Below are 23,212 nucleotides of genomic sequence, written 5' to 3' on the forward strand. Positions count from 1 at the left end.
GGGTACGGGGCTCAGAAGGCCTCGGTGAACAGGCGCGAGGCCTTCACGTCGGTGGCGCGGTAGTCGCCCTTGCCCTGCTCGATGATCCGGGCGACCTTTTCGAGCTCCTGCTGCATGTGGTCCGCGCGGCGGTGGTACTTCGTCTGGAGGTTGACGTACTCCAGGTGCGCCTCACCGTCCCAGGTGTCGGTGACGACCTTCACGGCCGCCTCCATCTCGTCGAGGTCCTTGAGGATGTTCTTCGAGACGACGCGGATGCGGTCCGCCATCTGCTGGACGCTCTCGTACCGTACCCGGGTGTGGCCGTCGGTGCCGGACATGATCTTCTCCTTCGCGGTGGGTTGCTGGGGACGGCGCCGGAATCAGATGCCGTCGAGGCCCGAACGGCCGCCGCTGCCGCCGCCGATCGAGTTGAACGCGGCGCGCACCTCGTCGTCCTGGGCGTTGGTCAGGTTCTTCGTCTGCGAGACGGCGTTGTGCAGGACGCCGAGCAGACGGCGGATCTCGTCGTGGTCGATGTTGAGGTCCGACTGGGCCTTCTTGAAGCCCTCGGCACCCACACCGGTCCAGCCCGCGCTGACGGTGGCCAGGATGTCGGCCAGCTCGCGGGACTGCGTGGTCACGGCGTTGGCCGTCTCGGAGATCTTGTTGGCCGCCTTGACGACCGGATCGTCCGCAAGACCGAAGTTGTTCGTCATCCGAAGCTCCTCACTTCTCAATTCCCCGGCAGAACCGGCGGATTGCAGGGCGGAGCGGACCTTCGCGGCGCGGAATTCCAGTCACGCGCGCCGCACTTCCCCCTCCGCTTCACGAATCCCCCGATCACAGTCGTGAAGCCTGCGGTCACTCTAGTCAGTTCGGGTCCCACGCCCAACACAGGTGGCCCGTCACCGTAGATGAACCGTTACCGTTCACTGCAAACGGCGTCGGCGGCGGCCCCGGGCCTCGCGGACGACCGTCGCCGTGGCGGCGATGACGGCGATGAGCACGGCGCCGACGCCGAGAGCGTACGTGCCGATCCGCTCCTCGCGCTCATGGGCGGTTTCCGACAGGGCGAGTGCGGCCGCCCGGGGCGCGGCCGCCGGGGGCGGGCCGGGGTCCGGGACGGGTGCCCGGGGCGCGTCGCGGTCCTGGGTGACGGCGCGGACCGGGTCCACCACGCCCCATCCGACGTAGTCGTCACGGCCGTTGACGGCGCGCTCGGCGGTGTTCTGGATCTGCCAGACCACCTCCTGCGGGGTCCACTGCGGGTGCTCGGCGCGCAGCAGGGCCGCGACCCCGGCGACGTAGGGGGCGGAGAAGCTGGTGCCGTTGTCGATGCACTGGCCGAAGCCGGGGACGGTGGAGACCATGTCGACGCCCGGGGCGGCGACGCCGATGAAGTCGCCCGGCTGGGAGAACGCGGCCCGCTCGTTGTTGCGGTCGGAGGAGGCCACGGCCAGGACCCCGGGGAAGGCTGCGGGATAGGTGCGGCGCTTCTGGCCGTTCAGGCCGTCGTTGCCGGCCGAGGCGACGACCACCGCCTTGGCGTCCAGGGCCCGCTGGACCGCCTTGCCCAGGTCGGAGTCGGGCGTGAGCGGGGCGTCGGTGTCCTGGGAGATGTTGATGACCTGGGCGCCCTTGGCCACCGCGTGGTCGATGGCCTGGGCGAGGGTGGCCGCGTTGCCGTTGCCCTGCCCGTCGTTCTGCCGGATGGGGATGACGGTCGCCTCGGGGGCCAGGCCGACGAAGCCGGTGCCGTCCTGGGGACGGGCCGCGATCAGGCCGGCGACCTTGGTGCCGTGCCCGACGGTGTCGTTGGTGCCGTCGCCGCCCTTGGGGTCGAGGAAGTCCCGGCCGGCGCCGGGATCGAGGGCGCCGGAGAGCTGCGGGTTGGCGCGGTCCACACCGGTGTCGATGACCGCGACGCGGACGCCCTTGCCCTTGGTCCGCGCCCACAGCGCGTCCAGCATGAGCCGCTGCAGGGCCCAGGGCCGGTCGGCGATCTGCTTCTTCATGGGGAAGGTGCACTCCCCCGCCCCGGCGAGCCTCAGGGCGTACGGGGCCGGGGCCGGCGGCGCGGACCGGGCGCCGGGCGCGGCGCCGGCTCCGGCTCCGTACGCCGCCACGAGGGCCAACGCGGTGCCCGCCAGCACGGCGCGGGGCGTCTGCGGCACGGGCGGCCTCCTCATGAACCCTGCGGCTGACGGGCGGAGTTGGTGTCGAGGCGGGGTCCCTTGGAGAGGAACTCCGACCAGGCGATCGGCACCATGGCGGGCACGACCCCGCCGTAGCCGAGCCGGATCTGCGCCTGGCTGGCCTCGGGACGGCCGTCACCGGCCCCGCCCGGGGCCTGCGGGTCGGGCGCGCCGATCTTCGACTGCGCGGCGTCGCTGTCGCCGTTGGCCTGGACGGCGTAGCGCAGGCCGGTGTCGGTGACCAGGAACAGCGATCCGCCGGCGCTGGTCTGACGGCCCTGGAGCTGGGTGTAGAGCAGGCCCGTGCCGGGCGTGACGTAGGAACTGGTGCCGCTCGCGGCGATGTCGACGGGGAAACCGGTCCCGGCCCAGGTGCTCAGCGTCTGGTTGCCCTGCGCGTCGACCGAGCGCAGCACGTTGCAGACGGTGTCGCGCCGTTCGGCGCCCTGCGCGGCGCCGGGGGTGTCGGCGACCCGGTTGACCTGCTTTCCGCGCTTGCGCGGCCACCGGGCCTCGTCCTTGAAGGGGGTGGCGTCGGGGCCCAGGGACTGCAGGTCGATCTCGTGGGCCTTGCCGTGCATGTTGAGGCTGTCGGTGGCCGGCGAGGAGATCAGCAGCCAGGCCACGAACTCCGAGACGGGGGCGACCCGGTCGGGCAGGACCACGTAGTGCTGCGTACCGGAGCCGGTCTGGGCCGTCAGCACCATGCCGACCCTGGCGTCGGCCGCGCCCAGGCCCGGGACCGCCGCGTTCGCGCCCGGGGTGCCGGGCAGTTGCGGGAAGGCCAGGTCGTCGCCCGCGTTGAGGGTGGCGAGCCACTCCTCGGTGACGGGCTGCGGGGTGGCGCCGGTGCCGACCAGGGCGGTGGTGAGGGTCGCGGAGTCCGGCTTGCCCTCCGGGAAGCGGTACCTGGTGCCCGTCGCGTCCACGAGGAAGCGCTCCTTGGCCCCGCCGGTGCTCTGCACGTACAGCACCTGCCCGTCGGCGGTGCGGCGGGCGTCGTCGAGCAGTCCGGCCTCGCGGTCGGCGAGCACGAACGCCGCCGTCTGGACGCCCCGGCCGTTGCCGCCGGGCTGCTGGCAGACGGCCCAGCGCTTGGCCTTGCCGGCGTCCTGCTTCGCGGGGAGCCGGTCGGGGGCGTAGGGGATGCCGATGATGGGGCCGCGCGGGGGCTCGCCCGCGTCGAGCACCTTGTCCTCGACCTGGACGACCTTGAACTTCTGCGGGTCGAGGAGGAGCCGCGCGGAGGCCAGGTTCAGCACGGGGTGCAGCCGGGTCTGGTCCTTGCCGCCGACCTTGGTGGTGAGGACCACGTACCGGGTCGTCGACTGCTTGCCGACGATGACGGTGGCCCCGGGCTCGTCCCAGCCCTTGGGCGCCTGCGGTTTGAACATGCCCCAGGCTCCGAAGCCCGCGACCACGAGCGCCCCGATCACGACCCCGGGCACGACGGCGCGCAGCGGCCTGGGCGCACCCTCCTCGGTGCCGGTGGCCGAGGGCTGCAGGAACGCGGCCACCGTGCGCCGCTTCGCGAAGGTGTACGCGTTGAGCTCATCACGTCGTGATGCCATGACCGCCTGCTTCTCCCCGCACGGCCCGGCCGGTGGGGCCGCTCCCCGGGCCTTGGTTGTCGGACCGGGGACCTACTATGCCTCTTGACGGAGGGTCGGCAGGGGCCGGGTAGGCTGGGAATTCCGCTCAGCGCCTTCCGGTACCGGGGTAATCAGGGCTTGTTGGGGTGGATCGGGGAGGTTCCGGAGCCGGCGGCCGCTGCCGCGCGGTGCCGGACGCGCCGGGTCCGCCCCCTTGATGGGGAGGTGCGCGAGTGAGGGCCACCGCGACGGAGCCGCAGGCGGCCGCGCCCGCACCCGCACGGGGCGGGGTGACGCCGCATCCGAAGTCGGGCCCGGGCCGGTTCGGACCGTTCCGATTGCAACAGCTCGTACTCCTCCAGCTGGCCGCGGCCGTCCTGCTCGTGGCGTGGGTGGTGGAGCCGCTGCTGCTGGTACCCGCCGGCGTCCTGGCCCTCGTCCTGGTGCTGCTGGCCGTCGTACGCCGCCACCAGCGGTCCCTGCCCGAGTGGATCGGCGGCGCGCTCGCGCTGCGGGCCCGGCGCCGCAGGGCCGCGTCGCTCGCGGTGCCCGCGGGGACCGAGCCGGGGCTGGCCCCGCTGGTCGAGGCCGATCCCGCCCTGCGGACGCTGACCTTCAGTGACCGTGACCGGCGGCCGGTGGGCATGGTCGGCGACGGGACCTTCCTGACGGCGGTGGTCCAGGTGGACATGGACGCCACCGCGCTGCGGCCGGACCGGGGGGCGCGACCGCTCCCGCTGTCCGCCGTGCGGGACGTCCTCGAAGTGGACGGCATCCGGCTGGAGTCGGCACAGCTCGTCCAGCACACGCAGCCCGCTCCGGCCCCGCACCTGCCGGCCCGGTCGATGGCCACGCTCAACTACGCGCCGCTCCAAGCCCGGACGGGCGCCCCGGCCGTGCGGCTGACGTGGATCGCGCTCAAGCTCGACCCCGAGCTGTGCCCGGAGGCCGTCGCCGCCCGCGGCGGCGGACCGGCGGGGGCCCAGCGGTGTCTGGTGCGGGTCGCTGACCAGCTGGCGAGCCGGCTGACCGGGGCCGGGTTCCGGGCGGCCGTGCTGACGGAGCAGGAGCTGACGGGCGCGCTCGCGACCTCCTCCTGCGCGAACCCGATGGCGATCACCCAGGCGGGACGTGCGGCGAGCTCGGGCCGGCGCACGGAGGAGACCCCGCGGGCCTGGCGCTGCGACGACCGGCGGCACACCACGTACTGGATATCCCGCTGGCCGCAGTTGGGCGGTACCGGGGCGGGGCTGCCGCAGTTCGTGGCCCTGCTGACCTCGCTGCCCGCGCTGGCGACGAACTTCAGCCTGACGATGGCCCCGGCCGAGCGGCAGGGCGTGACGCTGACCGGGCACGTCCGGGTGACCGGGCGCAGCGACGAGGAGCTCGTCGCGGCCCGGCGGGAACTGGAGCGGACCGCGCGGGGCGTGCGGACGGGGCTGGTCCGGCTGGACCGGGAACAGGTGCCGGGGCTGCTGGCCTCGCTGCCGTTGGGAGGCGCGCGGTGACGGGCTCGGCGAGGAACGCGGTCAGGGGCGGTTTCGGGCTGATAGGGCCGCGCCGGGAGCGGCACGTGGTCCCGGCGGGCGATCTGGACGCGCTGGCGCTGCCCGTCGGGGACGACGGGGTCGTCATCGGCGTGGACGCGGAGGGCCGCCCGGCGGTGCTCGGCGTGAACCGGCCCACGCCGTACGAGGTCACGCTGATCGGCGGCTTGTGGACGGCCCAGGTGCTGGCCCTGCGGACGGCGGCGACCGGGGCCCGGGTCGCGGTGGAGACCGGGCGCGGGCAGGTGTGGTCCGGGCTGGCCCAGGCGGCCGGCGGCGGGCAGCAGTGCGTGACCCTGCACGACGTGGGCCGGGTGCCGCCGCAGGGCGCCTCGGCGGGCAGCCCGGTGCTGGTGATCCGGGACTGCGGGATGCGGCCGCCGCGCGGACGGGTGGTGGCGGGGCCGTGGCAGTCGGTGCTGACCCTGCTGCCGTACCTGAGCCCGACGGCTCCACGGCTGTGCCGGAACTCCGCGCTGGTGGGGGTGCAGCGGGTGTCCCCCGAAGAGGCGGAGCGGATCGGCGCCCTGATGGGGCTGCCGCGGGCGGCGGTGGAGTCCCTGCCGACCCTCGGGGACGGGGTGACGCTGTGGTGTACGCCGCGTGACCGGAAGTTCGTGATGACGCAGGGCACGGATACGGAGACGGGCCTGCTGGGCCCGGCGCGGCGCATCGACTGAGACGGTGGTGCGCGATGACGGTTGCTCAGGGCGCGGGCGGCCTGTAGGCAGGAGTGCGGGGGCGCGACCTCGGGGGCCTCGCGGTCACGGGGCGCGATTAGGCTGAGCACGGGCGCGGCGTCGAGTTGGGCGCCCGACCGGTGTTCGACAGACCAGGAGGACCAGTGAGCGGCGATCGGAACGAGAGGCGCGGCGGGACGTGGGACGTCCCGACGGACGATCAGTCCGACGCGGAGCCCGATGTGACGGGCGAGTTCACCATCGACTACACCCCGCCGGCCTGGTACACGCAGGGCGCGTCGGCGCCGGCCGCGCCGGTTCCGGGGCTGCCGGGGCTGCCCGAGGGCAGCGGATTCGAACCCCACCGGCCGTCGGACGTGGTCTCCCCGCCGACGATGCGGATCGCCCCGCCGGCCCCTCGTACCCCGTCCGACACCCCGTCGGCGGCCGAGGCGGCGCTGCCCGCGTTCCCGGCGCAGGCGGACTCGGGCGCGCCCGCGTTCCCGGCCCCGGCGGACGCGGTTCCGCCCGCGTTCCCGGCGCAGGGTCCGGCTGCCTTCCCGGCCCCGGCCGACGCGCCGGCTCCGCCCGCCTACCCCGGCCTGGCCGATGGCGCGGCGCCGTTCGCCGCCCAGGCCCCGGCCCCGGCCGACGCGCTGCCCGCGTTCCCGGCGCAGGGTCCGGCCGCATACCCCGCCCCCGCCGACGCCGTGCCGGCGTTCCCGGGTGCCGCTGCGGCCCCCTACCCGGCGCAGGGGGAGACCCCGGCGCCGTTCCCCGGTCAGGCCCCGCCCGCCCACCCGGGACAGGCGGGGAGTCCGGCTCCCGCCGGCCCTGCGGGGGACGCGGCCGCCCCGGCGCGGGCGGCTGCCGACGCGCCGCCGTCGCCCCCGGAGGGACCCGCCGGGTCTCCGGCCGCTGCCGCGTCCTCGGCCTCCGAGGGCACGGCCCACGCCGACGCGCCCGCCCCGGACCAGCCCCGGGAAGGGGCGGCGGACGCCCCGTTCCGGGTGCCGGTGGTGGAGCCCATCGTCGTGCCCGCACTGCCGGAGGCCCCCGCGGTGCCCCGGACCGCCACGCCCGCCGAGGGCGTCAAGGTGCCCCAGGACACCCCGCAGGGGCCGTACGCCACCGCCCCCTCTCCCGCGGATACTCCGTTCGGGGGACCCGGCCCCGGGGGTGAACTGCCTCCGCTGCCGCCCGCGTTCCCGTCCTCGGGTCCGCCCCAGGGGTACGGGTTCCCGCCCGTCGGCCAGCAGCAGCCCCAGGCCCAGGCCCCGCAGGGCTACGGCTTCCCGCCGCAGGCGACACCGCAGGCCCCCGCCGCCCCGTGGCCCCAGCAGCAGGCCGCACAGCCACAACCGCCGCAGCCGCAGCCTCCGCAGGGCCCGTACCAGCAGCAGCCCGGCCAGGGACCCGGCGCGCCGCTGGGCTACACCGCCGCCGTCGAGCTGTCCTCCGACCGCCTGATCCGCGCCAAGCAGAAGCCGAAGCCCACCCGCTCCGGCTTCCGCTTCGGCGGCAAGGCCGCCGAGGCCGACCGCCAGCGGAAGCTCGAACTGATCCGCACTCCGGTGATGTCCTGCTACCGCATCGCCGTCATCAGCCTCAAGGGCGGCGTCGGCAAGACCACGACCACCACCGCCCTCGGCGCGACCCTCGCCACCGAGCGCCAGGACAAGATCCTGGCCATCGACGCCAACCCCGACGCCGGCACCCTCGGCCGCCGTGTCCGCCGCGAGACCGGCGCGACGATCCGCGACCTGGTCCAGGCGATCCCGTACCTGCACTCGTACATGGACATCCGGCGGTTCACCTCGCAGGCCCCCTCGGGCCTGGAGATCATCGCCAACGACGTGGACCCGGCGGTCTCGACGACCTTCAACGACGAGGACTACCGCCGCGTCATCGAGACGCTCGGCCGCCAGTACCCGATCATCCTCACCGACTCGGGCACCGGGCTCCTCTACTCCGCCATGCGCGGGGTCCTGGACCTGGCCGATCAGCTGATCATCATCTCGACCCCGTCGGTGGACGGCGCGAGCAGCGCCAGCACCACCCTCGACTGGCTGTCCGCCCACGGGTACGCCGACCTGGTCTCGCGCTCGATCACCGTCATCTCCGGGGTCCGCGAGACCGCCAAGATGATCAAGGTCGAGGACATCGTGCAGCACTTCGAGACCCGCTGCCGCGGGGTCGTCGTCGTGCCCTTCGACGAACACCTGGCGGCCGGCGCCGAGGTGGACCTGGACCTGATGCGGCCCAAGACCCGGGAGGCGTACTTCACCCTCTCCGCGCTGGTCGCCGAGGACTTCGTCCGCGCACAGCAGCAGGGCGCGCAGGCGCACTGGGGCGGACCCCAGCAAGCCCAGCAGCCCCAGCAGCCCCAGCAGCCGTACCCCCAGCAAGCCCCGCAGGCTCCGGCTCCGCAGCCGGCGGGCCCGTACCAGCAACCGCAGCAGCCCCCGTACGGCGGCCAGCCCTACCCGCAGCCCGGCCAGCCCTGGCAGCAGCCCCCGGGCCAGCCCCCGCGCGACCCGCGCCTCGGCTGAGCCGGAACACGGCAGACGAGCGAGAGGGCCCGTACCGTCCCCAGGACGGTACGGGCCCTCTCGGCTCGCGCGGCGCGTCAGCGCTCGGAGTCGTACGCCTCCGTCAGCACCCGCGCCCGCTTCACGTCGTCGGCGATCGCCTCCAGCAGCCCGTCCAGCGACTCGAACTTCGCCATCCCCCGCACGTACGCGAGGAAGTCGACGGACACGTGCATCCCGTACAGGTCCAGGCCCACGCGGTCGATCGCGTACGCCTCCACGGTCCGCTCCGTGGCGTCGAACTGCACGTTCGTGCCGACCGAGATCGCCGCCGGCATCCGCTCGCCGTCCGCCGTCAGCCAGCCCGCGTACACCCCGTCGGCCGGGATCGCGGTGTGCGGCTGGGTCTCGACGTTCGCCGTCGGGTAGCCGAGCTCGCGCCCGCGCTGCGCGCCGCGCACCACGACGCCCTCGACCCGGTGCGGGCGGCCGAGGATCTCGGCGGCGCCGTCCATGTCCCCCTCGGCGACGAGCCTGCGCGCGAGGGTGGACGAGAACGGCACCCCGCCGCCCGCCTCGCCGCGCTCCACCAGGTCCACGACCTCGACCTCGTAGTCGTACGTGGCGCCCAGCTCGGTCAGGAAGTCGACGTTCCCGGCGGCCCGGTGGCCGAAGCGGAAGTTCGGGCCCTCGATGACGGCACGCGCGTGCAGCTTGTCGACCAGCACCTTCACGATGAAGTCGGCCGGGGACAGCTGCGAGAACTCCGCCGTGAAGGGCAGGATCAGCAGTGCATCGACCCCGAGACCGGCCATCAGCTCGGCGCGGCGGTCGTAGGGGGCCAGGATCGGCGGGTGGCTGCCCGGCCGGACGACCTCGCTGGGGTGCGGGCTGAAGGTGACGACCACCGAGGGCACGCCGAGGGCGCGCGCCTTCGCGACGGCCTGCCCGATGATCAGCTGGTGTCCCCGGTGCACACCGTCGTAGGAGCCGATGGTGACGACGCTGCGTCCCCAGTCCTGGGGGATGTCCTCCAAGCCACGCCAGCGCTGCACTGTGACCGCTCCTCGCCTGAACCCGTGTAGTCCCTGTACCGATTGCAGGTCTAAGACTGCCATGCCGGTGGCCGGGGCCCCGCATCGGCGTCCGGCTGAGGGCCGGCCCGCCTCATGTGACGTCCGGGGCGGCCCTGCTGAGGGTCTCCACGGTACGCCGGGCACCGGGTCCGAGGAGGGCCGCGGCATCGGCCTCCGCGTCCGTGAGCCAGCGTGCCACCAGTGCCCCGAACGCCGGATCGGCGCGCGCCAGCTCCACCGTGCGGTGCTCGAAGACGACGGGCCCGCCGGGGGCCCGCAGCAGCCGGCGGCCGGTCCGCCGGAGCAGCTCCCGGGTGCGCTCCTCGGGGCGTACGGAGGCAGCGGCGGCGAGGGCCTCCAGGAAGGCCCCCAGGACCGACGGATCGGCCTCCTCGCGCAGCAGTACGTCGGCCAGCTCGCCGCGCAGCGTCCGGGAGGGCTCCCCGCCCGGCGCGGCCAGCACCCGGGCCAGCTCGGACCGTACCGGCGACGGGGCCGTGCGCAGCAGGTCCAGGACGAGGGCGCGCAGCACGGGTTCGGCGGCCGGGCCCTGTTCCAGGCGCCGGTCGACGAACGCGGCGGCGTGCGGGGCGTCCTCGGGGTGGCCGGCCAGGTGCTCCCGTACGAGGTCGCCCGCGCGCCGGGCCAGCCCCGGAGTGGTCAGCCCGGCCAGCGCGCGCAGCACCTCGCCGTCGGCGCGGGCCCGCAGGGCGGCGAACACGGCGTCCGGGTCGGGCAGTACGGGCAGGGCGGCGACCAGCGCGGAGGCGGGCAGCCGGGCACCGCTCCCGGGGTCGCGGAAGCAGTCGAGGGCGTCGGGCAGGTAGCGGGCCCGTACCTGGGGGTCGCGCAGCAGCACGGCGAGGGCGCTGCCGTGCAGGGGGGCGTCGCCGGGGCGGGCGAGCAGCGCCTGGGCGGCGTGGCGCAGCGGCTCGCGGTCCGCGGTGCTGCGCACGTGGGGGGCGGTGGCGAGGCCGTACGCGGCCGCGGCCACGCGGCGGCCGGGGCGCTCGTCGTGTGCCCAGCGGTCGACGGCGCGGGACATGGCGGAGGGCTCGTCCTCGGCGAGCACGGCGAGCAGTTCGTCGGCGCGGGGGTGTCCGGCGCCGACGAGGGCCTCGGTGAGGTCGTCGACGGCCAGGGCCCGGTGGGTGTGCAGGAGGGCCTGGGCGGCGGTGGCGACGGTGGCTCCGGGGCGGCCGCGCAGGCGGCGTTCGTCGGTGAACCAGGCGCAGACCAGGGGCAGGACGAGCTGCGGGGCGCGGACGAGGCGGCGGGCGGCGGCGTCCAGGTAGTGGTGGTCGGAGGGCAGCAGGCGGCGCAGCAGGTCGAGCCGGTCGGACTCGGGCAGCCGGAGCCGGTTCCAGAACCAGCCGCCGAACTCCCCGGGACCCGCCCGGGCGACGTGCTCGGCGAGGGCGTGCAGGACGGGGAGGTGGGCGGCGGCGTCGGGGGCGGCGAGCAGGGTGCCGCGCAGCAGTCGGGCGGCCCACCAGAGGCGGTCGGGGTGGACGGGGCCGTCCGGCTCCGCCGGCTGTTCCGTGAAGGCGTTGAGGGCGCCTACCAGGCGGGCCAGCACACCCCGGGTCTCGGCGGGCGGGAGCCGCCGCAGGGCCTCCAGGACGGGACCGATGCGGTGGCGGGGCACGGGCGGGCCGGGGGTGGCGGGGCCGTGGTGGACGAGGGTGTCGAGGGCGGTGGGGACGTCGAGGTGGGCCGCCTGGAGCCAGTCGGAGAGCTCCTCGTGCGCGAAGCGGTAGCCGGGGCCGGCGGGGACGAGCAGGCCCTCGGTGAGGACGGCGGAGGCCCAGCCGGTGCGCCAGGGGAACAGTTCCTCGAAGGAGGCCCGGTCCAGCTGGCCCTGCCCGGGGCCGAGGCAGCGCCGGGCGGCCTCGTGCACCCGCCCGGCCACCCGCGCGGCGAGCCGCCGCACCCCGGGCCCGTACACCACCCCCCGGCCCGCTCCGCCGCCCCCGGTCCCGGTACGGCTCTCACCCGGCCCGGCGGAGCCCCGGCCCGCCCCCGCCCCGGCGCTCCGGTCCCCGGGGCGCCACGTCTCCTCCCGGGCGGGTCCGCGGCCGTCACCGGCTCCCGTCCACGGACCGGGCGACCCGGCGCTCCGCGGTCGCGGGATCCCGCCGTCCGGGGCCGGGCTCCGGCGGATCCGCTCCCCGGCAACCCGGGCGCCACCGGCCGCCTCCGGGTCCGGGCCGCCGGGGCGCGCGTCCCCCGCGGTCCGCGCGGCCCCGGCCGGTGCGCCTCCGGTATCCGCGGCTCCCGCGGTACGGGTGCCCGCCCGCGGGCCCGCGGGGGGTGTGCCCGGGGGCTTCGCGCCTCCGGGGCCCCACGCCGGGGCGGTGTCGGCGACGGCGATCCGGACAGCCACGCGCAGGGCCACCAGGTCCAGGTGCGCCGCGAACACCTCGTCGCGCCCCGGGCGGCCCGCCGTGACCCCGGCGGCCCGGATCCCGGCGAGCAGGCTCAGGGTGAGGGGGTGCCGGGCGCAGGCCTCCCGCACGGCGTCGTCCGGGATCCCCAGGCGGGCGCGCGCCGTCCGCGCCTCGTCCGGGGTCAGGTCCCCGACCGGGAGCGCGGGCGGCAGCCGCCGGGCCGCCCGGTCCGGGACGTGCAGCATCCCCGGCGGGTACAGCTCCCCCGCCCGCTCCCAGTATTCGGGCCGGGCGGCGACCACCAGCCTGGCCCCGGTCCCGCCCAGCCACCCGGCGGTGGCTCCGGTCCACGGCGCGAGGCGGTGCGCGAGCTGCGGCGGCATCTCCTCGGGGGCGTCCAGCACGACCAGCAGCGCCCGCCCGGCGTCCGTCGCCAGCCCGGCCACCCGCTCGGCCGTCCCCGGCGGTACGGGCCCCGCCCCGCCGGCGGTGACGATCCGGCCGGCGGCTTCGAGGGCCCGTGTCACGGCGTCGGCCAGGGAGGCGTCCCCGCCCCGCAGGTCGGCCCCGCGCAGCCACAGCGTCGGCGCGGGGAGGGGGCCGCGCGCGCGGTCGGCGGCGAGGGCGGCGAGGGCGGTGGTGCGGCCGGTGCCGGGGGCGCCGACCAGACCCAGGACCTGGCGGTCCCCGGTGGTGAAGGCGGCCAGCCCGGCGGCGACCGCGGGACGTGCCACCGGGTCCGGCAGGGCGCCGGGGGTGGATCCGGGCGCGGATCCGGGGGCCGGGGGAAAGGCCGAGCCGAGGGTGATCGCGGTCAGCTCCAGCACGCCGGCGAGGTTGAGGTCGGCCCCGTACCCCGGCACGGTGGCGGAGTTGCGTTCCAGCAGGGCCGCGAGGGGGCCGTCGGGAGCCGCGGCGGCGCAGGCGCGCAGGGGGACCGCGAAGCTTCCGGAGCGGTGCTCCGTGCCGAGAGCGGTGCCGAGGACCGCGAGGACCGCTCCGGTTTCCGCGTCGAGGACCGGCCCCCCGCAGGTCTCCGCGCCCCGCGTGAGGGCGTCCCGGCCGTCCGTGCCGATCGCCAACTCGACGGTGGCGGGCAGGAGGTGGGCGCGGCCGGCCGCGGTGTAGGTGACCTCCGCACCGGCCGCGAGCACCCGCGCCTGGCGCCAGCCCCGCGCGGGGAGGCGTACGTACGTCCCCGGAGGGATCACCTCGCGCATCGCGACCGGCAGCGGGCGCAGCCCCAGCCCGTCGGTCCGCACGAGGGCCAGCCCGAGGTCCGGCAGGGCGGTCACGTCCTGCGGGCCGGCGGGCCAGCTCCGGTCCCCCGGGCCGTGCAGCACCAGCCGGGCCGGTCCGTCGACGGCCGCGTGGCTGGTGATCACCGTGCCGCGGTCGTCGGCCACGAAGCCGCTGCCGCGCGGTCGCCCGGCCTCGTCGCAGACCAGCACGAGCCGCACGGCGCCACCGGTCCCCGTTCCCGCCCCGTCGCGGTCTCCGTCGCCGTCTCCGTCGCCGTCGCCGTCCGCGAGGACGTCCCCGGAGGCGTCCCCGGGGACGTCCGTGGCGACGCCCGTCCCCGGCCGCGAGCCGAAGCCCGCGCCGAAGTCCGTGCCGGAGTCCGTCCGGGGCTCGGCCCCACAACCCCTCGCACCGCCGGTGACCTCGTCCGTCATCGCCGTACCACTCCCCTGCCGCGGGACCCCTGGTCACGACGGTAGGCAAGTGAAGATCAGCACGAAAAGCACGCGGGGCGAAAGCGCCCCCCAACGCTCCCCGCATTCACTCCGAGCGCCCGCTCGGACGGGTGAATACGGGCCTCCGGGTGGATAGAGACCTACCCGAGGGGGGTCGTGGAGCGGTGAGCGGCAGTCCGTGTGCGCTCACCGCTCCACGTCAACGCGCCGGCGGCGCGCAAGCCGGTCGCAGGACCGGGTCAGACGAAGACCGCGAGGGACTTCGCCTTGCCGTTCTTGCTCTCCACGAGCCCGAGCAGTTGCCCCTTGGGCCCGTAGACGGCGACCGTCCGGCCGTCCGCGTACTCGTCCGGCATGTCGATCCGGACCCCGTTGGCGAGCAGCGAGGCCCTCCGGGCGTCCAGGTCCCAGCGCGGGAAGGCGGCGGCGGCCGCCTCGCCGATCGGCATCACGGTCAGCTCCTCCTGGAGCTGGTCCAGAGTCCGCGCGCGGTCGAGCTTGTACGGGCCCACCCGCGTGCGCCGGAGCGCCGTGAGGTGGCCGCCCACGCCGAGGTCGGCGCCCAGGTCGCGGGCGAGGGCGCGGATGTACGTACCGCTGGAGCAGACCACGGAGACGACGAGGTCGACGACCTTGGTGCCGTCCTCGGCCTCCGCCTCCCGCATGTCGTACACCTGGAACGACGAGATGGTCACCGGGCGGGCCGGGATCTCGAAGTCCTCGCCGTCGCGGGCGCGCTTGTAGGAGCGCACGCCCTTGATCTTGATGGCGCTGACCTTCGACGGGACCTGCATGATGTCGCCGGTCAGCTTGGCGATGCCCGCGTCCACCGCCTCGCGGGTCACCCCGGAGGCATCGGCGGACGACGTGATCTCGCCCTCGGCGTCGTCCGTGAGGGTGTACTGCCCGAGACGGATGGTCCCGAGGTACTCCTTCTCGGTCAGGGCGAGGTGGCCGAGGAGCTTGGTGGCCTTCTCCACGCCGAGGACGAGGACGCCCGTCGCCATCGGGTCGAGGGTGCCTGCGTGGCCGACGCGGCGGGTCTTGGCGATCCCGCGCATCTTGGCGACCACGTCGTGCGAAGTGAAGCCGGACGGCTTGTCGACGATGACAAGGCCGTCCGGAGTCTTCCCTGCGTCGGTGCTCATTCCGCGGCTGCGTCCTCGTCGTCCTCGTCGCCCGGCTTCTTGTACGGGTCGGCTTCGCCGGCGTACTGGGCGCCGGAGGAGACCTCCCGCACCTGGGCGTCGGAGGAGCGTGCCTTGTCGAGGAGGTCCTCGATGGTCTTGGCGTTCTCCGGGAGGGCGTCCGCGACGAAGGTCAGGGTGGGCGTGAACTTGGTTCCCGCCGCCCGGCCGACCGCGGAGCGCAGTACGCCCTTGGCGCTTTCGAGGCCCGCGGCCGCGCTGGCCCGGTCCTCGTCGTCACCGTAGACCGTGTAGAAGACCGTGGCCTCCCGCAGATCGCCGGTGACCCGGGTGTCCGTGATGGTCACGTGCGTACCGAGGCGGGGGTCCTTGACACCGCGCAGCAGCTTCTCGGCCACCACCTCCCGGATGAGGTCCGCCAGCTTCTTCGCCCGCGCATTGTCGGCCACTGGTCCGTCTCCTTCTTCCTTGCAGACAAGCAATCAGTCTTCATCACCGTGGAACCGCCGCCTCACGGACAGCAGCTCCACTTCCGGACGCGCCGCGACCAGCCGCTCACAGCGGTCGAGCACGTCCGATACGAACCCCGCGTCCCCACTCACCAGGGCGACCCCTATGCGGGCCCTGCGGTGCAGGTCCTGGTCGCCCACCTCGGCCGCGCTCACGGAGAACTTGCGTTGGAGCTCGGCGACGATGGGCCGGACGACGGAGCGTTTCTCCTTCAGCGAGTGAACGTCGCCGAGGAGCAGATCGAAGGACAGAGTCCCCACGTACATGCAGTTCCGGATGTCCCGCCGGTGCGGGTTAGGTGGCCCGCCGGGCCGTCGCCCGGAGGGATCTCCCGGTCGCGCGAGCGGCCGGTCACCAGAACCGTACACGCAACGGCCGGGGCCGATCGACGGATATTCCGCCGACCGGCCCCGGTGTTACAGCTGACTACGACACGGTGCGAACCGCCTCGCGCTTACGCGCGGGGCTTCTCGCGCATCTCGTACGTCGCGATGACGTCGTCGATCTTGATGTCGTTGAAGGAACCGAGGTTGATACCACCCTCGAAGCCCTCGCGGATCTCGGTGACGTCGTCCTTGAAGCGGCGCAGACCGGAGATGGTGAGGTTCTCGGCGATGACCTTGCCATCGCGCAGGAGCCGCGCCTTGGTGTTGCGCTTGACCTCGCCGGAACGGATGAGGACACCCGCGATGTTGCCCAGCTTGGACGAGCGGAAGATCTCGCGGACCTCCGCCGTACCGAGCTCGACCTCTTCGTACTCCGGCTTGAGCAGACCCTTCAGGGCCGCCTCGATCTCCTCGATGGCCTGGTAGATCACCGAGTAGTAGCGGACGTCGACGCCCTCGCGGTCCGCCATCTGCGCGGCACGGCCCACGGCACGGACGTTGTAGCCGATGACGATGGCGTCGGAGCCCATCGCCAGCGAGATGTCCGACTCGGTGACCGCACCCACACCGCGGTGCAGGACGCGGATGTCGACCTCTTCGCCGACGTCGAGCTGGAGCAGCGAGGACTCCAGGGCCTCCACCGCACCGGACGAGTCGCCCTTGATGATGAGGTTGAGTTCCTGGACCAGACCGGCCTTGAGGACCGAGTCGAGGTCTTCCAGGGACACCCGGCGGACGCGCTTGGCGAAGTTGGCGTTGCGCTCACGCGCAGCACGCTTCTCGGCGATCTGACGGGCGGTGCGGTCCTCGTCGACGACGAGGAAGTTGTCGCCGGCGCCGGGGACGTTGGTGAGACCCAGGACCAGGACGGGGGTCGAGGGACCCGCTTCCTCGATGTTGTTGCCCTTGTCGTCGAGCATGGCGCGCACACGGCCGTAGGCGTCGCCCACGACCATCGTGTCGCCGACGCGGAGGGTACCGCGCTGGACGAGGACGGTGGCGACGGCACCGCGGCCACGGTCGAGGTGGGACTCGATCGCAATACCCTGAGCGTCCTGCTCGGGGTTGGCGCGCAGGTCGAGCGAGGCGTCGGCGGTGAGGACGACGGCCTCCAGCAGGGAGTCGATGTGCAGACCCTGCTTGGCGGAGATGTCGACGAACATCGTGTCGCCGCCGTACTCCTCGGCGACCAGACCGAACTCGGTGAGCTGACCGCGCACCTTGACCGGGTCGGCACCCTCGACGTCGATCTTGTTGACCGCGACGACGATCGGGACGCCGGCGGCCTTGGCGTGGTTGAGCGCCTCGATCGTCTGCGGCATGACGCCGTCGTTGGCCGCGACCACGAGGATCGCGATGTCGGTCGACTTCGCACCACGGGCACGCATGGCGGTGAACGCCTCGTGACCCGGGGTGTCGATGAAGGTGATCTTGCGGTCTTCGCCGTTGACCTCGGTGCCCACCTGGTAGGCACCGATGCCCTGGGTGATGCCGCCGGCCTCGCCCGCGACGACGTTCGTCTTGCGGATGGCGTCGAGCAGGCGGGTCTTACCGTGGTCGACGTGACCCATGACGGTGACGACCGGCGGACGCGGCATGAGGTATTCCTCGCCGCCCTCGTCCTCGCCGAACTCGATGTCGAAGCCCTCGAGGAGCTCGCGGTCCTCTTCCTCCGGGCTGACGATCTGAACCTGGTAGTTCATCTCGCCGGCCAGCATTTCGAGGGTCTCGTCGGAGACGGACTGCGTGGCCGTGACCATCTCGCCGAGGTTCATCATCACGGCGACGAGCGACGCCGGGTTGGCGTTGATCTTCTCCGCGAAGTCGGTGAGGGACGCACCGCGCGACAGGCGAACGGTCTCGCCGTTGCCGCGGGGCAGCATCACGCCGCCGACCGACGGGGCCTGCATGGCCTCGTACTCCTGGCGCCTCTGACGCTTGGACTTGCGGCCACGACGGGCCGGACCGCCGGGACGGCCGAAGGCACCCTGCGTGCCACCACGGGCACCGGGACCACCGGGACGCCCGCCGAAGCCGGGACGACCGCCGCCACCGGCACCGGCCGGACCGCCGCCGAAGCCGCCGCCACCCGGACGCGGGCCGCCGAAGCCGCCGCCCGCCGGACGCGAGCCCGGACCGGCCGGACGACCGGCGAAGCCGCCGCCGGGACGACCGGCGCCACCGGGACGGGGACCGCCCGCACCGGGACCACGGCCACCGGGGCCGCCACCGGGACGGGGACCGGGACCACCGGCAGCGGGACGCTGCGGCATCATGCCCGGGTTCGGACGGTTACCGCCGGGAGCACCACCGGGACGCGGGGCGCCGCCCTGCGGACGGGGCATGCCGCCCGGGGTCGGACGGGCGCCGCCGGGACCCTGCGGACGCGGAGCGCCACCGGGGCCGCCCTGCGGACGCGGAGCACCCTGGCCGCCACCGGCGCCGGGGGCACCGGGACGCGGAGCACCGGCCGGACGGGGCGCCTGCGGGCGCGCCATGCCGGTGGAGCCACCGGAGGTGAAGGGGTTGTTGCCCGGACGGGGACCGGCCGGACGGGCGCCCTGGGGACGCGGGGCCTGAGCGCCACCGGGGCGCGGGGCCTGGGCACCGGGCGTGGCGCCGGCCGGACGCGGGGCGCCGGGACGGGCACCGCCCTGACCCTGCGCCGGACGCTGCTGCGCCGGACGGGGGCCGGGGGCCGCGGCGGGACGCTCGGTGCGCGCCGGGGCGGCCGGGGCCGCCGGAGGCGCGGAGAACTCGGTCGCCACGGGAGCCGCCGGAGCGGGCTTCGGGGCGGCCGGAGCCTTGGGACCGGGACGCGGGCCGGGGGCGGCCGGAGTCACCGGGGCGCTGACGGCCGGGGCCTCGGCGACGGGCGGCTTGGGGGCCACCGGCGCACCGGGCTTCGGGGCAGCGGGACGTGCCGCGGCGGCCGGGGAGGGCGCCGCGGGCTTGGCGGGCGCGGCCTTGCGGGGCGCGCCGGGCTTCGCAGCGGACTTGCCGGCGTTGCCGCCGGGCCCCTGCAGTGCGTCAGTCAACTTGCGTACAACCGGCGCCTCGATCGTCGAGGACGCCGAACGGACGAATTCACCGAGTTCTTGGAGCTTGGCCATGACGACCTTGCTCTCCACCCCGAACTCCTTGGCGAGTTCGTATACCCGGACCTTAGCCACTTCGCTCCTTTTAGGTCCGGGTTACGCCGGACCGTCGCTACTTCATGGGCGTACTCATCGCGTACTCATCGAGTGCTCATCGCAATCTCGACCTACTTCCAACTCGCGAGGTACCTGACCGCACGGGATGTCCGTGCCGTACTTCTTCTTACGGTGTCGCCTCGGCCTCGACGGCCAGGGCTGTGCGCAGTGCCGCCGTGTCGAGCGCTCCTGCGGACCGTAGGGCCCGGGGGAACGCTCTGCGGCGGACCGCCTGGTCGAGGCAGACCGCGGCAGGGTGCACGTAGGCACCCCGGCCGGGCAGCGTACCGCGTGGATCGGGGACGCATTCGTCCCCGACCGCCACGATGCGCAGCAGATCGCTCTTGGCCGCTCGCACCCGACACCCCACACAGGTGCGTTCGGGGCATGCGCGGGCTTGCGTCCGGCCAGACACGCCTAAGTCTACCTCCCCGCACCGACCTCACCCCTTCAGGTGAAAAATCGAACGGACGTTGTTGTGATCCACGAGCGGGCTTCCACTTGCGGGCCGCGCTCCGTGTCCCTGTCTACCGGCCGGAAACCTCCGGCCGGTACTGGTTTATTCCCGGCCCCGGCCCTGGCCACGGTCGTGACCGCGGTCCTGGGTCCGGTCCTGGCCTCGGCCGCCGTCACCCTCGCTGTCCCGGTCCGGGGTCTCCTCGGTGTCCGGGCGGATGTCGATGCGCCAGCCGGTGAGCCGCGCGGCGAGGCGGGCGTTCTGGCCCTCCTTGCCGATGGCGAGCGACAGCTGGTAGTCGGGCACGGTCACCCGGGCGGAACGCGAGTCCCAGTCGACGACCTCGACCTTGCTCACCCGAGCGGGTGACAGGGCGTTCGCGACCATCTCCGCCGGGTCGTCCGACCAGTCGACGATGTCGATCTTCTCGCCGTGCAGCTCGGCCATCACGTTGCGCACGCGGCTGCCCATCGGGCCGATGCAGGCGCCCTTCGGGTTCAGGCCCGAACGGGTGGACCGGACGGCGATCTTGGTGCGGTGGCCGGCCTCGCGGGCGATCGCGGAGATCTCGACGCTGCCGTCGGCGATCTCGGGGACCTCCAGCGAGAACAGCTTCTTCACCAGGTTGGGGTGGGTGCGCGACAGGGTCACGGAAGGCCCGCGGACACCCTTCGCCACGCGCACGACGTACGTCTTCAGACGGAGCCCGTGCGTGTACTCCTCACCCGGGACCTGCTCCTGCACCGGCAGAATGGCCTCCAGCTTGCCGATGTCGACCAGGACGTTCTTGGGGTCCTTGCCCTGCTGGACGACGCCGGTGATGACGTCGCCCTCGCGGCCGGCGAACTCGCCGAAGGTCAGGTCGTCCTCGGCGTCGCGCAGACGCTGGAGGATCACCTGCTTGGCGGTCGTCGCGGCGATCCGCCCGAAGTCCGACGGGGTGTCGTCGAACTCCTTGGGCTCCTGGCCCTCTTCGAGGTCCCTCGGGTCCTCCGTCGCCCACACGACCACGTGACCGTTGGTGCGGTCGAGCACGACGCGGGCACGCCGGAAGCTGCCCTCGGTGCGGTGGTACGCGATGAGGAGGGCCGACTCGATCGCCTCGACGAGCAGGTCGAAGGAGATCTCCTTCTCCCGGACCAGACCCCGCAGGGCACTCATGTCGATGTCCACGGCTACGCCTCCTCTTCCTTCTTGTCCTTGCGGTTGAACTCGATCTCGACACGCGCCTTGGCGATGTCGGTGAACGCGATGCGGCGGGTGGTCGCCTTGCGGCCCTTCACACCCGGTACTTCGAGGTCCAGGCCCTCGTCGTCGACGCCGAGGATGCGGGCGACCAGTTCCCCGGCACCCTTTTCACCGTCGGCGGACAGCTGAAACTTCACGAGACGACCGGTCGCCCGAACGTAGTGACGGTGCTCGCTGAGCGGCCGGTCCGCACCCGGGGAACTGACTTCGAGGACGTACTCGTCCTCACCCATCACATCGGAGGCGTCGAGCAGGTCGGAGACCTCACGGCTCAGCTCGGCACAGGCGTCCAGCTCCACGCCCTCATCGGAGTCCACGACGATCCGCAGCATGCGGCGCTTGCCCGCCTTGGACAGCTCGATCTCTTCGAGGTCCAGTCCCTTGGCGGTGACGAGCGGCTCCAGCAATCCGCGCAGCCTGTCGCTCTGGGTGGTGCTCATCCGGGTGACTCCTCGGCCGCGTGTGCTGTTGTGGTTTTCGTCGCGTGTCAGGTCAAAGGGTATCCGGTCGCGGAGGGTGTTGCCGTCCGCTCTCCCGACGGGCCCCCGGGTACCGTGATCACACCCTGCCCAGACACCACCCCCGAGGACGGCGCCGTGCCCTGGACCCTGCCCCCCCGGCCCTCCCGAAGGAGCCTGCTCACCGGAGCCGCCGGCGCGGCCGGGGCCGCCCTGCTCGCCGGATGCACCGGCGGGGGCGGCCCGTCCGGGGAAGGCACCGGAATTCCACTCGAACGGCGGATGCGGGAGGGCGCCGTTCGTGACAGCGCGCGGCTGCTCGAACGCTACGACGCCACCGCCGCCGTGCATCCCGCGCTGGCGGAGCGGCTCGCACCGCTGCGGGCCGCCGTCGCGGCGCACTCGGCGGCCCTGGCCTTCCCGGCCCCGGACGCCGGGGGCCGCACCTCGGCTGCCCGTTCAGCCCCGCCCTCGCCCTCGCCCTCCGCCTCCGCGGCCGCCACCGCGCCGTCCGGGCCCCCGGCGGCGAGCCGTGAGGCCGTCCCGCCGAAGCCCGCCGAGGCGCTGAGCTCCCTCGCCGACGCCGAGCGGAGCCTGTCGGAGGCGCGGACCATCGCGCTGGCCGGGGCCCCCGGGGAACTGGCCCGGCTGCTGGCCTCCGTCGCCGCCTGCGGCGCCGTCCACGCGTACCTGCTCACCTCCACCCCCGGAGCCGCCTCGTGAAGCCCGAACCCTCCCCCGCCGGCCGTGCGCTGCGGGCCGCCCAGGCCGCCCTGGCCGCCGAGCACGCGGCGGCGTACGGGTACGGGGTGATCGGCGCCCGGGTCGCGGCGGACCGCGCCACCGAGGCCCGCGACGCGTACGGCACCCACGTGGCCCGGCGCGACGCGCTCACCCGCACGGTGCGCGAGCTGGGCGGCACGCCCATGGCCGCCGAGGCGGCGTACGCCCTGCCCTTCGAGCTGCGCACCCCCGACGACACCACGCGGCTGGCCGCCGTGATCGAGGACCGGGTGGCGGGCGCGTACTCCGATCTGGTGCGGGCGGCGGACGGCCGGTTGCGCCGCGAGGCGGCCGACGCGCTGAGCGCCGCGGCCGTCCGCGCGGCGCGCTGGCGCGGCAGCGGCGTAGCCTTCCCTGGGCTCACGGAACGCTCCGACCGAGCTCCCACCAGCTGAAAGGGATCACGCACGCATGGCTTTCGAACCGCCGCAGCGGCTTGTACGGGCGCTCGGCGAGCTGCCGGAGGAGGAGCGGGACACCCAGTGGCTGGGGCACCTGCCCGAGCTCACCGAGGAGGCGCTGCACCGGCGGCAGGTCGTGGCCCAGCGGGTCCAGGCCCCGGGCGGCCGCAGCAGCCTGGTGCTCCTCGTCCGGTACGCCGACGGCACCCCGGCCGCCCTCAAGCTGGCCCCGCCCGGAGCCCGGCCGGACCGGGAGCTGGCGGCGCTCGCCCACTGGGGCGGTTTCGGGGCCGTACGGGTCCTCGACTCCCGCCACCACGAGGCGGACGGGGCCCTGCTGCTGGAGCGGCTGCACCCGGAGGTCTCGCTGCGTTCGCTGCCGGACGCCAAGGCCCTGCTGGAGGCGTGCGGCACGTTGCGGCGGCTGTGGGTGGAACCGCCGCCCGGTCACCCCTTCGAGACGGTGGCCGAGCGCACGGCCCGCCAGGGCGGGGCGCTGCGCGCCGCGCCCGCGGAGGTGCGGGCGCTCGCGGACTCGGCGCTGGCGCTGCGCGCGGAGCTGACGGCGCTGCCGGGCGAGGAACTGCTGCTGCACGGGAACTTCCGGCAGGGCAAGGTACTGGCCGGGGAGCGGGCACCGTGGCTGACGGTGGGCCCGGACCCGCTGGTGGGCGAGCGGTCCTACGACCTGGCCCGGCTGGTGCGGGACCGGCTGGAGGACCAGATGGCCACCTCGGCGGGGGCGGCCGGGGCCCGGCGGCGGGTGCACCGGCTCGCGGACTCGCTGGAGGTGGACCGCGACCGGCTGCGGGGCTGGACGGTGTTCAGGGCGGTGGAGTCCGGGGTGCGGGCACTGGCCGCCGGGCGGCGCGGGGACGCGGAGCTGCTGCTGGAGTTCGCCGCCTGGTTGTAGGGCATACCGTAGGTAAGAGGTATG

Annotated in this window: 19 protein-coding genes; 6 read left to right on the forward strand and 13 right to left on the reverse strand. The window is 74.6% G+C overall.

Annotated elements, in window-relative coordinates; all coding sequences use genetic code 11:
* Positions 1-11: 11 nt before the first annotated feature.
* The 4 genes from OG295_RS08935 to eccB all read right to left on the reverse strand — a co-directional run bounded on the left by OG295_RS08935 (position 12) and on the right by eccB (position 3,748).
* A complete protein-coding gene (locus OG295_RS08935; protein WP_371676403.1) occupies positions 12-320 on the reverse strand; it encodes a WXG100 family type VII secretion target in 309 nt (102 codons plus the stop codon).
* Between the two features lie 42 nt (positions 321-362).
* Entirely contained in the window at positions 363-698 is a 336-nt protein-coding gene (locus OG295_RS08940) for a WXG100 family type VII secretion target (protein WP_030227588.1), read from the reverse strand.
* Positions 699-911: 213 nt separating this feature from the next.
* A complete protein-coding gene (gene mycP / locus OG295_RS08945) occupies positions 912-2,171 on the reverse strand; it encodes a type VII secretion-associated serine protease mycosin (RefSeq protein WP_371676404.1) in 1,260 nt (419 codons plus the stop codon).
* Positions 2,168-3,748 (reverse strand): type VII secretion protein EccB, encoded by a 1,581-nt coding sequence (gene eccB / locus OG295_RS08950; protein WP_371676405.1) that lies wholly within the window; start codon positions 3,746-3,748, stop codon positions 2,168-2,170. Before eccB ends, mycP begins: the two co-directional genes overlap by 4 nt.
* Positions 3,749-4,002: 254 nt before the next feature.
* On the opposite strand from eccB, the gene eccE reads away from it, so the two are divergent.
* The 3 genes from eccE (at position 4,003) to OG295_RS08965 (ending at position 8,548) form a co-directional block, all read left to right on the forward strand.
* The gene (gene eccE, locus OG295_RS08955; RefSeq protein WP_371676406.1) at positions 4,003-5,277 is read left to right on the forward strand and encodes a type VII secretion protein EccE; all 1,275 of its coding nucleotides are present in this window, start codon (positions 4,003-4,005) and stop codon (positions 5,275-5,277) included.
* Positions 5,274-5,996, forward strand: a complete 723-nt coding sequence (locus OG295_RS08960) for a hypothetical protein (protein WP_371676407.1) — start codon at positions 5,274-5,276, stop codon at positions 5,994-5,996. The genes eccE and OG295_RS08960 overlap by 4 nt, the downstream gene beginning before the upstream one ends.
* A 164-nt stretch (positions 5,997-6,160) precedes the next feature.
* Positions 6,161-8,548, forward strand: coding sequence for an SCO5717 family growth-regulating ATPase (locus OG295_RS08965; RefSeq protein WP_371676408.1), 2,388 nt, complete (start codon positions 6,161-6,163; stop codon positions 8,546-8,548).
* Positions 8,549-8,625: 77 nt separating this feature from the next.
* Here OG295_RS08965 and OG295_RS08970 read toward each other — a convergent pair whose 3' ends face one another.
* From OG295_RS08970 to rimP, 9 genes are all read right to left on the reverse strand, one after another.
* Positions 8,626-9,582, reverse strand: a complete 957-nt coding sequence (locus OG295_RS08970) for a bifunctional riboflavin kinase/FAD synthetase (RefSeq protein WP_266842703.1) — start codon at positions 9,580-9,582, stop codon at positions 8,626-8,628.
* A gap of 112 nt (positions 9,583-9,694) precedes the next feature.
* Complete coding sequence (locus OG295_RS08975; RefSeq protein ID WP_371676409.1) at positions 9,695-13,669, reverse strand: trypsin-like peptidase domain-containing protein; 3,975 nt, start codon at positions 13,667-13,669, stop codon at positions 9,695-9,697.
* Between the two features lie 260 nt (positions 13,670-13,929).
* Complete coding sequence (gene truB / locus OG295_RS08980; RefSeq protein ID WP_371676410.1) at positions 13,930-14,838, reverse strand: tRNA pseudouridine(55) synthase TruB; 909 nt, start codon at positions 14,836-14,838, stop codon at positions 13,930-13,932.
* On the reverse strand, positions 14,835-15,287 hold the full coding sequence (gene rbfA / locus OG295_RS08985) for a 30S ribosome-binding factor RbfA (RefSeq protein WP_266842698.1): 453 nt from the start codon (positions 15,285-15,287) through the stop codon (positions 14,835-14,837). Before rbfA ends, truB begins: the two co-directional genes overlap by 4 nt.
* Positions 15,288-15,320: 33 nt before the next feature.
* Positions 15,321-15,614 carry a DUF503 domain-containing protein gene (locus tag OG295_RS08990; protein WP_030227569.1) on the reverse strand — a complete coding sequence of 98 codons (294 nt, stop codon included), beginning with the start codon at positions 15,612-15,614 and terminating at the stop codon, positions 15,321-15,323.
* A gap of 188 nt (positions 15,615-15,802) precedes the next feature.
* Complete coding sequence (gene infB, locus OG295_RS08995; protein ID WP_371676411.1) at positions 15,803-18,907, reverse strand: translation initiation factor IF-2; 3,105 nt, start codon at positions 18,905-18,907, stop codon at positions 15,803-15,805.
* A gap of 148 nt (positions 18,908-19,055) precedes the next feature.
* A complete protein-coding gene (locus OG295_RS09000; RefSeq protein WP_371676412.1) occupies positions 19,056-19,343 on the reverse strand; it encodes a YlxR family protein in 288 nt (95 codons plus the stop codon).
* 144 nt (positions 19,344-19,487) lie between these two features.
* Positions 19,488-20,558 (reverse strand): transcription termination factor NusA, encoded by a 1,071-nt coding sequence (nusA, locus tag OG295_RS09005; protein WP_371676413.1) that lies wholly within the window; start codon positions 20,556-20,558, stop codon positions 19,488-19,490.
* A 2-nt stretch (positions 20,559-20,560) separates the two neighbouring features.
* Positions 20,561-21,073, reverse strand: coding sequence for a ribosome maturation factor RimP (gene rimP, locus OG295_RS09010; RefSeq protein WP_266842692.1), 513 nt, complete (start codon positions 21,071-21,073; stop codon positions 20,561-20,563).
* A gap of 156 nt (positions 21,074-21,229) precedes the next feature.
* On the opposite strand from rimP, the gene OG295_RS09015 reads away from it, so the two are divergent.
* Genes OG295_RS09015 through OG295_RS09025 form a run of 3 tightly spaced genes read left to right on the forward strand, consistent with a single transcriptional unit; the run spans position 21,230 to position 23,188 of the window.
* Positions 21,230-21,814 carry a hypothetical protein gene (locus OG295_RS09015; RefSeq protein ID WP_371676414.1) on the forward strand — a complete coding sequence of 195 codons (585 nt, stop codon included), beginning with the start codon at positions 21,230-21,232 and terminating at the stop codon, positions 21,812-21,814.
* Complete coding sequence (locus OG295_RS09020) at positions 21,811-22,269, forward strand: ferritin-like domain-containing protein (protein WP_371676415.1); 459 nt, start codon at positions 21,811-21,813, stop codon at positions 22,267-22,269. The genes OG295_RS09015 and OG295_RS09020 overlap by 4 nt, the downstream gene beginning before the upstream one ends.
* 16 nt (positions 22,270-22,285) lie before the next feature.
* A complete protein-coding gene (locus OG295_RS09025; RefSeq protein ID WP_371676416.1) occupies positions 22,286-23,188 on the forward strand; it encodes an aminoglycoside phosphotransferase family protein in 903 nt (300 codons plus the stop codon).
* Positions 23,189-23,212: the final 24 nt, after the last annotated feature.

The organism is Streptomyces sp. NBC_01276 (genome assembly GCF_041435355.1).
Lineage (GTDB): Bacteria > Actinomycetota > Actinomycetes > Streptomycetales > Streptomycetaceae > Streptomyces.

Excerpts from the sequence above, each read along its gene's own strand:
- OG295_RS08935 (WP_371676403.1), bottom strand. The coding sequence starts at position 320 with ATGTCCGGCACCGACGGCCACACCCGGGTACGGTACGAGAGCGTCCAG.
- OG295_RS08990 (WP_030227569.1), bottom strand. The coding sequence starts at position 15,614 with ATGTACGTGGGGACTCTGTCCTTCGATCTGCTCCTCGGCGACGTTCAC.
- truB (WP_371676410.1), bottom strand. The coding sequence starts at position 14,838 with ATGAGCACCGACGCAGGGAAGACTCCGGACGGCCTTGTCATCGTCGAC.
- eccB (WP_371676405.1), bottom strand. The coding sequence starts at position 3,748 with ATGGCATCACGACGTGATGAGCTCAACGCGTACACCTTCGCGAAGCGG.
- rimP (WP_266842692.1), bottom strand. The coding sequence starts at position 21,073 with ATGAGCACCACCCAGAGCGACAGGCTGCGCGGATTGCTGGAGCCGCTC.
- mycP (WP_371676404.1), bottom strand. The coding sequence starts at position 2,171 with ATGAGGAGGCCGCCCGTGCCGCAGACGCCCCGCGCCGTGCTGGCGGGC.
- OG295_RS08975 (WP_371676409.1), bottom strand. The coding sequence starts at position 13,669 with ATGACGGACGAGGTCACCGGCGGTGCGAGGGGTTGTGGGGCCGAGCCC.
- OG295_RS09025 (WP_371676416.1), top strand. The coding sequence starts at position 22,286 with ATGGCTTTCGAACCGCCGCAGCGGCTTGTACGGGCGCTCGGCGAGCTG.
- OG295_RS08940 (WP_030227588.1), bottom strand. The coding sequence starts at position 698 with ATGACGAACAACTTCGGTCTTGCGGACGATCCGGTCGTCAAGGCGGCC.